The sequence below is a fragment of the Pantoea sp. CTOTU49201 genome, from assembly GCF_032054795.1.
GTDB classification, from domain to species: Bacteria; Pseudomonadota; Gammaproteobacteria; order Enterobacterales; family Enterobacteriaceae; genus Pantoea; species Pantoea symbiotica.
On sequence record NZ_DAMBSA010000079.1, the window covers coordinates 7,899 to 14,119 of the forward strand.

General features: G+C 55.0%; 4 protein-coding genes. 3 read left to right on the forward strand and 1 reads right to left on the reverse strand.

Annotated elements, in window-relative coordinates; all coding sequences use genetic code 11:
- Together asr and RTY00_RS08130 are read left to right on the forward strand one after the other, a co-directional pair.
- Positions 1-254 (forward strand): acid resistance repetitive basic protein Asr (gene asr / locus RTY00_RS08125; protein ID WP_312664072.1); only part of this gene is annotated, 254 nt, incomplete at its 5' end.
- A 277-nt stretch (positions 255-531) separates the two neighbouring features.
- The gene (locus RTY00_RS08130) at positions 532-1,338 is read left to right on the forward strand and encodes a trypsin-like serine peptidase (protein WP_154193524.1); all 807 of its coding nucleotides are present in this window, start codon (positions 532-534) and stop codon (positions 1,336-1,338) included.
- 49 nt (positions 1,339-1,387) lie between these two features.
- Here RTY00_RS08130 and hrpA read toward each other — a convergent pair whose 3' ends face one another.
- A complete protein-coding gene (gene hrpA / locus RTY00_RS08135; RefSeq protein ID WP_312664073.1) occupies positions 1,388-5,284 on the reverse strand; it encodes an ATP-dependent RNA helicase HrpA in 3,897 nt (1,298 codons plus the stop codon).
- 230 nt (positions 5,285-5,514) lie between these two features.
- Here hrpA and RTY00_RS08140 point away from each other — a divergent pair, with 230 nt between their 5' ends.
- The gene (locus RTY00_RS08140) at positions 5,515-6,114 is read left to right on the forward strand and encodes an FMN-dependent NADH-azoreductase (protein WP_312664074.1); all 600 of its coding nucleotides are present in this window, start codon (positions 5,515-5,517) and stop codon (positions 6,112-6,114) included.
- The last annotated feature ends 107 nt before the right edge of the window (positions 6,115-6,221 follow it).

The window sequence follows — 6,221 nt, forward strand, 5'->3', positions numbered from 1 at the left end:
CCGCTAAAAAGCATCACAAAAAAGCAACCAAGCCAGCTGCACAGAAAGCCCAGGCCGCTAAAAAGCACCACAAAAAAGCAACCAAACCAGCTGCACAGAAAGCCCAGGCTGCTAAAAAGCACCACAAAGCAACCAAGCCAGCTGCACAGAAAGCTCAGGCTGCTAAAAAGCACCACAAAAAAGTAACTAAACCAGCTGCGCAGAAAGCTCAGGCAGCTAAAAAGCATCACAAAGTGAAAAAAGCAGCTAAATAAGATTCGCTTAGCGCCAACACCGTATTGATGATTGAAAACACCCGGTTATGCCGGGTGTTTATTTACTGGAGTAGCGAAAAATGGTGCGTCGCTATCGCTTCGAAATTATTCTGATTGTGATGATCCTCTGTGGCATAGTTGCAGCCAGCTTTTTTATCTAGTCGTTGTAGCGTGCTGATTACTCCAATATTTCTCCCTTTTTCACCGCTCACCGACTATAGTTATCGCTCAAGCGTGATGACAACAACTTCTACTTATTCTCGCCATTGAGAGATCTATGCGCCTGGCTATCCTGTTACTTGTTGGACTTTTCAGTTTTAACCACACAGCACATGCCGATGATGAAGATGGGCCTAGCCCGGAAGACATCAAAACGTTGTTCTTTGGCAAAGATCATCGCCAGGCGATTAGCGACGTGAGCGCCGCGCCCTGGGATGCCATCGGTCAGTTAGAGACCGAAAGCGGTAACCTCTGCACCGCCACCCTGATTTCTGCCCATCTGGCGTTGACCGCCGGACACTGTTTATTGGCTCCGCCCGGCAAATTTGATAAGCCAGTGGCGCTGCGTTTTATGGCCAGCGCTAAAGGCTGGCGTTACGAGATTCATGATATTGATGCGCGCGTTGAACCCTCTTTAGCGCGCCGGTTGCAGGCCGACGGCGAAGGCTGGATCGTGCCGCCGGGCGCCGCGCCATACGATTATGGGTTGGTCATCTTGCATAATCCGCCGTCCGGTATTGTGCCGATTCCGTTGTTTGAGGGTTCGCGTGGCGATTTAACCGCCGCCTTGAAAACCACCCAACGCAAAGTAACGCAAGCCGGATATCCGGCCGATCATCTGGATACGCTCTATTCGCACAGCGATTGTCTGGTGACCGGTTGGGCGCAGCGCGCAGTGCTGTCGCACCAGTGCGATACCTTGCCAGGCGACAGCGGTTCGCCGCTGCTGTTGAAGAACGGTGATGAGTGGCAGTTGATTGCGGTACAGAGTTCGGCACCCGCGCCGGCCGATCGTTATCGTGCCGATAACCGCGCGATTGCGGTGCCGTCCTTTAAAGATAAGCTTGAAGAATTAGCGCAATAATCACGTAGGGTCGCCATTCATGGCGACCTCCATCACATCACTCTCTTGATTAACTCAACTGCTCCATCGCCTGCAGAATACGCTTATCCGAAATCGGATAAGGCGTGCCTAGCTGCTGCGCGAAATAACTAATCCGCAACTCCTCCAGCATCCAGCGAATCGCCTGTACTTCGGCATCATCCTGACGCTGCGGCGGCAATTTATTCCGCCACGTCTGCCAGGCTTGCTCCACCGCCTGCACTTTCAGCATGCGCGCACGATCGCTGTGTGGATCCACCGGCAGTTTCTCGAGTCGGCGCTCAATACCTTGCAGATAGCGCAACGTATCACCGAGACGCGACCAGCCGTTGCCGGTGACGAAGCCGCGATACACCAGGCCATTCAGCTGCGCTTTGATATCGCCTAACGCCAACGCCAGCGACATATCTACGCGTCCCTTAAGGAACTTGTTGATATTGAACACGCAGGTCAGAATCTGTTCGACCTGCTTGGCGATGGTGACCACGGTTTCATTCAAATCAGCACGCACTTTGTCGCGCAGCTGTTCGAAGTTTTCCTGTTGCCACGCCGGGCCGCCGGCCTCCGCCATCAGCTTATCTACGCCGCAGGCGATGCAATCATCGATCAGTTCCAGCACTTTGCCGTACGGATTGAAGTACAAACCAAGTTTGGCTTTGTTCGGCAACTTCTCATGCAGATACTTGGTCGGCGACGGGATGTTGAGCAGCAGCAGGCGACGCTGGCCGCGCCACATCATTTTCTGCTGTTCCACCTCGTTATCGAACAGGCGAATCGCTACGCTGTCCTTTTCATCCACCAGCGCCGGCCAGGCTTTGACCTGATAACTGCCGCGCTTCTGCTCGTAGCTTTGCGGCAAATCGCCAAAGCTCCAGATGTGCAAACCGCTCTGCTCGAGGCCATCGTCCGCCACTTTTGACAGCGTTTCCTGCACTTTGCCTTTCAGCAGCAGCCGCAGCTGATGCAGATTTTTGCCTTCCTGCAGCTTACGGTTGTGCTCGTCTACCACACGGAAAGTCATTTTCAGGTGATCGGGCACCTGATCCCACTGCCAGGCTTCATGGTCAATGGTCACGCCGGTCATGCGGCGGAATTCGCGTTCCAGCGCATCCAGCAACGGCAGTTCCAGCGCGGTGACGCGACCGAGAAACGCTTCGGCGTAGTTCGGCGCGGGTACCAGATTACGGCGCACCGGCTTGGGCAGCGATTTGATCAGCGCGATAACCAATTCGCGGCGCACGCCAGGAATCTGCCACTCGAAACCGGTCTCTTCGATTTGATTCAGCAGCGGCAGCGGAATATGCACCGTCACGCCATCGGCATCCGCGCCCGGTTCAAACTGATAGCTCAGCTTGAGTTTCAGGTTGCCCTGATGCCAGAAGTTGGGGTAATCGAGCTGGCTGACTTTGTCCGCGCCATCTTTGATCAGCATCTGCTTATCAAAGCTCAGCAGGTCCGGATTCTCTTTGCTGGCTTGCTTCCACCATGCATCGAAATGGCGCGCAGACACCACATCGCTGCCGATGCGGCGATCGTAGAAAGCGAACAGCGTTTCGTCATCGACCAGAATGTCGCGACGACGCGATTTGTGTTCCAGATCTTCAATTTCGTTACGCAGTTTCAGGTTATTGCGGAAGAACGCGTGACGCGTCTGCCAATCGCCCTCCACCAGCGCATGACGGATAAACAGCTCGCGGCTCAGCTGAGGATCGATGCGGCTGTAATTGACCTTACGCGCCTGCACAATCGCCAGGCCGTAAAGCGTCACTTTCTCCGTCGCCATCACCGCGCCCTGCGCTTTTTCCCAGTGCGGTTCGCTGTAGCTGCGTTTAATCAGATGCTGCGCCAGCGGTTCGATCCATTCCGGATCGATACGTGCGGCAACGCGCCCCCACAAACGGCTGGTTTCCACCAGCTCCGCCACCATGGTCCACTTCGGCGGCTTCTTAAACAGCCCGGAACCGGGGAAGATGGCGAAGCGCGCGTTGCGAGCGCCGGTAAACTCCTGCTTGTCGTTATCTTTCTGACCAATATGCGACAGCAAGCCTGTGAGCAAAGCGCAGTGCACTTCACGATACGGCGCAGGTTCGCTGTTGACCGGCATACCTTGTTCCCGCACCACCTGACGCAGCTGGGTGTAGATATCCTGCCATTCACGCACGCGCAGATAGTTAAGAAATTCGGTTTTACACAAGCGGCGGAAGTGATTGCTGGAGAGCGCTTTTTGCTGCTCCTGCAGGTAATTCCACAGATTCACGAAGGCGAGGAAATCAGACTCTTTATCCTCAAAACGACGATGTTTTTCGTCAGATGCCTGCTTTTTATCAGCGGGACGCTCACGTGGATCCTGAATCGATAGCGCAGCGGTGATAATCATCGCTTCGCGCACGCAGCCAAATTTTTGCGCCTCCAGCACCATACGTGCCATACGCGGATCAACCGGCAGCTGGGCAAGCTGGCGACCTGATGGCGTCAGCTTGTAGGTTTCGTCTTCACTCAGCGTTATAGCACCAAGCTCTTCCAGCAGGCGCACACCATCCTGAATATTGCGCTTGTCCGGCGCTTCGACAAACGGGAAGGCAGCAATATCGCCCAGCCCCAGCGCGGTCATCTGTAAAATGACCGAGGCGAGATTGGTGCGCAGAATTTCGGGATCGGTAAATTCCGGGCGGCTGAGGAAATCATCCTCGGAATAAAGGCGAATACAGATACCTTCCGAAACGCGCCCGCAGCGCCCTTTACGTTGATTGGCGGACGCCTGCGAAATCGGCTCAATTGGCAGGCGCTGCACTTTGGTGCGGAAGCTGTAGCGGCTGATACGTGCGGTGCCGGGATCGATAACGTATTTGATGCCAGGCACGGTTAGCGAGGTTTCTGCTACGTTGGTTGCCAGCACGATGCGGCGTCCGCTGTGCGACTGGAACACGCGATTTTGCTCGGCGTTCGACAGGCGCGCATACAGCGGCAGAATCTCGGTGTGTGCAATATCGCGCTTCATCAGCGCATCGGCGGTATCGCGGATTTCGCGCTCGCCGCTCATAAAGATCAGGATATCGCCGCGGCTCTCTTGTCCCAGCTCATCGACCGCATCAAAAATCGCCTGCAGCTGATCGCGGTCGGTATCGTCAGCGTCCTCGACCATCGGACGATATCGCACTTCCACCGGATAAGTCCGGCCGGAAACTTCAATCACCGGCGCATTATGGAAATGGCGTGAGAAGCGTTGCGGATCGATGGTAGCTGACGTGATGATGACTTTTAAGTCGGGACGACGCGGCAACAGTTCACGCAGATAGCCAAGCAGGAAATCGATGTTCAGACTGCGTTCGTGCGCTTCATCGATAATGATGGTGTCGTACTGCAGCAACAGGCGATCCTGCTGGATTTCCGCCAGCAGGATACCGTCGGTCATCAGCTTAACCTGGGTGGTTTCGCTCACCTGATCGTTGAAGCGCACCTTGTAACCGATGGTGCCGCCGAGCGAGGTTTCCAGCTCATCGGCAATGCGGTTCGCCACGGTGCGCGCCGCCAGACGACGCGGTTGCGTGTGACCAATCAGCCCTTTTACTCCGCGTCCCAGCGCCAGGCAGATTTTTGGCAGCTGCGTGGTTTTACCCGATCCGGTTTCACCCGCGACGATCACCACTTGATGCTGACTGATCGCATCGGCAATGTCCTGCTGCTTCTGACTGACCGGCAGGTTGTCCGGGAAAGTGATGCGTGGTGTCGCCGCCGTGCGCTGCGCAAGGCGCTGCTCCGCCGCGACAAATTCCGGCTCCAGTTCAGCCATAATGCCCTGCTGCGCCGAAGGATTTTTCACCTTGGCAGCGCCGAGCAATCGACGCCGCAGACGTTGACTGTCGCGCAGCGTCAGATTATCGAGCCGCGGCCAAAGGGAGGCTAAAGGTGAAGAGTCGGATGATGACATAGCGATGCGTACCTGTTGTTGCAGCGGGCAGATGATTTCCCGGCGGATTCAAGCAATTAATGGTCGGCATCATAGCACAATTTGGAACACCTGCCTGAACGGGACGTGCGAGGTTATTCAATTATTTCGAACATAGATCTCGAAATATTGCGCTTTTACCTCGCGGGCTAACTCCGTACAGTGTAAAGCATTGAGCGGTAAGCCAACCGCGTAACGCACAGGAAAATACCATGAGCAAAGTTTTAGTTCTGAAATCAAGCATCCTCGCTGGTTACTCTCAGTCAAATCAACTGGCTGACTTCTACGCTGACGAAGCACGCGCTAAAGGTGAATCGGTTACCGTGCGTGATTTAGCCGCGCAGCCGATTCCGGTGCTGGATGGTGAGCTGGTTGGCGCACTGCGTCCATCCGACGCTCCGCTGTCTCCACGTCAGCAAGAAGCGCTGTCTCTCTCCGATGAGCTGATTGCTGAACTGCAAGCCCATGACACCGTGGTTATCGCCGCGCCAATGTACAACTTCAACATCCCAACGCAGTTGAAAAACTACTTCGACCTGATTGCCCGCGCTGGCGTGACCTTCCGTTACACCGAAGCAGGCCCGGAAGGTCTGGTAACCGGCAAACGTGCGGTGATCCTTTCCAGCCGTGGCGGTATCCACAAAGATACGGCCAGCGATCTGCTGACCCCATACGTGAAACTGTTCCTCGGCTTCATCGGTATCACTGACGTGAACTTCGTGTTCGCAGAAGGCATCGCTTATGGTCCAGAAGTGGCGACCAAAGCGGCTAACGATGCAAAAGACGCCATCAAGCAAATTGTTGCTGCGTAATCATTTTTCACTATGATGCATGCCCGTCAGGCTTATCTGACGGGCATTTTTTTGCTGTTGTTTTCTAAGCGCTTAAAGCTCCATACTGCACTTCTTTGCCAGCCCCT